Origin of the sequence: Streptomyces sp. NPDC079167, from assembly GCF_040686735.1 — a bacterium.
Classification (GTDB): domain Bacteria; phylum Actinomycetota; class Actinomycetes; order Streptomycetales; family Streptomycetaceae; genus Streptomyces.
Map to the genome: position 1 here is coordinate 1 of NZ_JBFBLO010000052.1, position 2,801 is coordinate 2,801.

A 2,801-nucleotide genomic window follows, 5' to 3' on the forward strand; every position below is an offset into this window, starting at 1 on the left:
ATGCACGTCCTGTCGGACGCGAACGGACTGCCCCTCCTCGTCGGCCTCTCCGCGGCGAACACCCACGACAGCCAAGCGCTGAAGCCCATGATCACAGGTCACCAAACGAGACACGACCCCCACCGCGGCCGGTACTTCAAGCCCCAGCGCCTTCACGCGGACAAGGCATACGACGTTCCTCACCTGCGGAAATGGCTATGGGGCAAGCACATCGGCGTGCGCATCGCCCGCAAGGGAGTCGAGTCCAGTGAACGGTTAGGACGCCGCCGATGGGTCATCGAGCGCACCATGTCCTGGCTGACCGGCTACCGCAGACTCAACCACCGCTACGAACGCCACCCCCGCAACTACCTGGCCTTTCTCGGCCTCGCCGCCGCCCTCTGCTGCTATAAACGACTCGCTCGACTCACCACATAGGACACGGTCTAAGGGGATGAGGGCCCTTGGGCCTTCATCAACGAGTTCGGCTCTTCTGGGAGGCCTGGTCGATGACTTGGTCGTACTGGGTGGGAGCGGGCGGGGTTCCCCTGTTGTTCCTGCTGGTTTCCGTGATGCGCCGCACCCGCGGCATCACGGAGATGCTTGTGAAGGCGCATGTCGAGACCCGTGTGGAGCGCGAACAGGGCGCCACTATGGTCGCGATGGCGCAGGCCTTGCCCGACGGCGGCGCTGCCGCCTGTTTCGAGGAGGGCCGGCCTGCCTGGCTGTTCCGCAAGGAGACGGCCGACCAGGCGGGCCACCGGGCCATCACCACGCGGGAGGCCGCGCGGCCTGCGTGCAGGTCATGCTGCACGACGAGGACGACGATCTGTGCGGTCTGTGGATGTTCCGCGACGGGGTCCTCACCGAGGTGGGTATCCCCGGCACCCAGCGAGTGCACACTGCTACCTCACCGGGGGACGCGAACCCCGGCTTCCTGGTCCGGACCGGCCTGGGCGGGGGAGAGGACCGGCACTCCCCGGAGCATGTACAAGACCCGTGGTCGTGCTGGTGACCCGGCCCGGAACGCGGCCCGACACATGCTGAAGTCGCCGTTGCCGCTCCTGAGTGCCCAGAAGTGCGACCGCCGACCTCTCACCCCGGCCCCGGGCTCATGCGGCACACCCCACTCCACGAGCCCCTCGATGGTCGGCGGACGGCACGAGGTCCTGTGGTCCGGATCACCGGACGGTAGCGACAAGGCCTGGAACAACCCGGGGCTGTGGTCGGTTCAACTGGTTGTGGGTACGGAGGGGACAGTGTCCCCGGGCCTCACCGATAGCCCATGGGGAAGATCGTTCGGCTGAAGCCCCATGGAGCCCTCCGCCGAGAGGCGACCGCCCTCCGCACCCACACCCCTCTATCGGCCCCGGCTGGCCTCCCCCGACCAGCCGGGGCTTTCCCATGCCTCCCTCACCGCCTGTCCCGCACCGCCCGCCGGCCGGGCTGCTCCTGTGCGGCCTTTTCAGGCCGCCTCCTGCCGAGAACGCCCGGCAGGAGGCAGCTACAGGTCGGGCATCGACAGGGCCAGGCCCCCGGGCAGCGCGGTCAGATGCTGCCGTTTCCGGCTTGGTGTGTTCTCCGGGTGCGGAGCGGGCCCGTGACGGGCGGGGGAGACGGGCCCGGGCGCAGCCGTCGGACTGGGTGCGTCCGTCGCGTGACAGCTGTCCGGCGTATCGGCCTGCCGACCAGGAGCCGGTGAGGCGCCGGGCGGAGACGGATGGAGAGGGGGCAGGGCAACGCCGAGCAGCAGGCGCACCTCCTCGAAGAACGAAGTGTCCTCGCAGGACGGGGCGCTGCCGGCGGGATAGGGCCGGCAGCCGGCGGACGCGGTGAGAAGCCGCTGGGCGTCACCGTGGCCGTGCCGTGCGGCTTCGGCAACAAGGAACCATGCGTTGTCTTTCCAGTCCTTACCGAAACGGAGCGCGACCAGCGCGAGCCGGAACAACGCGCCCGGATGGCCGGCGGCGGCCGCCGATCCCAGCAAGTCGGCAGCCGTGGACAGCTCGCCGCGGCCCAGGGCCTTGGAGCCGAGCCGGTACATCGAGTTCGCCTCCTGACGCGCTTGGTCGCCCAGCTCGTACAGGCTGGCCAGGGGGCCGAAGTCGCCGTCGGGAAGGGTGGAGTGTGGCGATGGTGTGTGGCGTCTCCCCCAGACCTTTACGTGTGCGGGTACAACCGTGGTGTGCGTCACGCCTGTTAACTCCGGATGAGGAGGAACCTCCCGAGTTGGGGGCGTTGCTGGCTGATCATCAGCGCGCGTAGGAAAGGGGGCGGCGCGACAGACACCAGCAATGTCCTGCCGTCCGGGTTGAGGGGCGGTGGGGCCAGAAGGGACATGTCTTGTTCGGCACGTCGAGAACCAGAAGGAAAACCGCTCTCGCGGTGGGCACCGCGGCACTGATGCTGTTAAGTGCCGGCGGAGTGGCGGGCGCGGCTCCGGCCGTAAAGCCCGACCCCAATGCGGCACCGCCGAAGGTGCACGGCCCGGAGAAGACCACGCTCGCTGCGGCGGCGGGCGCGCGCCCGGCGTCAGGTAAGACGCTAAGGCTGCGCCGTTGTCGAGGAACGCGGCGCCTGGCGGGTTCCAGCGGGTGAACTCGCAAAAGGTGCAGCTTACGAACACGGTGACCGACCCCGATGGGGATAAGGCCAACCTGACGTTCGAGGTGTGGACCGCGGACGCGGCCGGGAAGCCGGTCACCAAGGTCAAGCTGAACGACTCCACCTAGTACTGCAACGGTCTTTGTTCTGATGTGTGGGCAGTTTCTGGTGGTGTGTGGCCGCGTCGTTTGTAGTGGCTGATCCGGGCTTGGAACTGT

At 68.3% G+C, this 2,801-nt stretch carries 3 protein-coding genes; 2 read left to right on the forward strand and 1 reads right to left on the reverse strand.

Features of this window, described 5'->3' with window-relative positions:
• The coding region (locus AB0P41_RS35875) for an IS5 family transposase (RefSeq protein WP_365936190.1) at positions 1–417 on the forward strand (417 nt) is incomplete at its 5' end.
• Positions 418–784: 367 nt separating this feature from the next.
• The gene (locus tag AB0P41_RS35880; RefSeq protein WP_365936191.1) at positions 785–994 is read left to right on the forward strand and encodes a hypothetical protein; all 210 of its coding nucleotides are present in this window, start codon (positions 785–787) and stop codon (positions 992–994) included.
• 489 nt (positions 995–1,483) lie between these two features.
• Here the strand turns inward: AB0P41_RS35880 and AB0P41_RS35885 are convergent, their stop codons facing one another.
• Positions 1,484–2,023: a hypothetical protein gene (locus AB0P41_RS35885; RefSeq protein WP_365936192.1), complete on the reverse strand. Its 540-nt coding sequence runs from the start codon at positions 2,021–2,023 to the stop codon at positions 1,484–1,486.
• Positions 2,024–2,801: the final 778 nt, after the last annotated feature.